Source organism: Shewanella sp. 4t3-1-2LB (assembly GCF_017368415.1).
Taxonomy (GTDB): domain Bacteria; phylum Pseudomonadota; class Gammaproteobacteria; order Enterobacterales; family Shewanellaceae; genus Shewanella; species Shewanella fodinae.
This window is the reverse complement of the sequence record NZ_JAFNJD010000155.1, coordinates 1-345: the sequence shown is the minus strand read 5'-3', so window position 1 is coordinate 345 and position 345 is coordinate 1. Positions and strand designations below refer to the sequence as shown.

General features: G+C 49.0%; 2 rRNA genes. Both read left to right on the top strand.

The window, feature by feature from the left end:
• Positions 1-108 (top strand): 23S ribosomal RNA (locus tag J3L11_RS19080); the annotation flags it as partial.
• A gap of 124 nt (positions 109-232) precedes the next feature.
• A 5S ribosomal RNA gene (gene rrf, locus J3L11_RS19075) occupies positions 233-345 on the top strand; the annotation flags it as partial.

The window sequence follows — 345 nt, the reverse complement described above, 5'->3', positions numbered from 1 at the left end:
TAGAGTCCACTAAAGAGCCGTTCGAGACCAGGACGTAGATAGGCAGGGTGTGTAAGCGTTGTGAGGCGTTGAGCTAACCTGTACTAATGACTCGAGAGGCTTAACCATACAACCCAGATGGGTTTTAGCACTACCTCCCAAGAGGTCGTGAATACCTTGAATGAATGGCAAGACTTGGTTGAAGTATGAGAACCACTACGCACGAAAGCAGCTTTCCGAATTAACGAATTTGCTTGGTGACAATAGCATTGTGGTACCACCTGACTCCATCCCGAACTCAGAAGTGAAACACAATCGCGCCGATGGTAGTGTGGGGTCTCCCCATGTGAGAGTAGGTCATCGCCA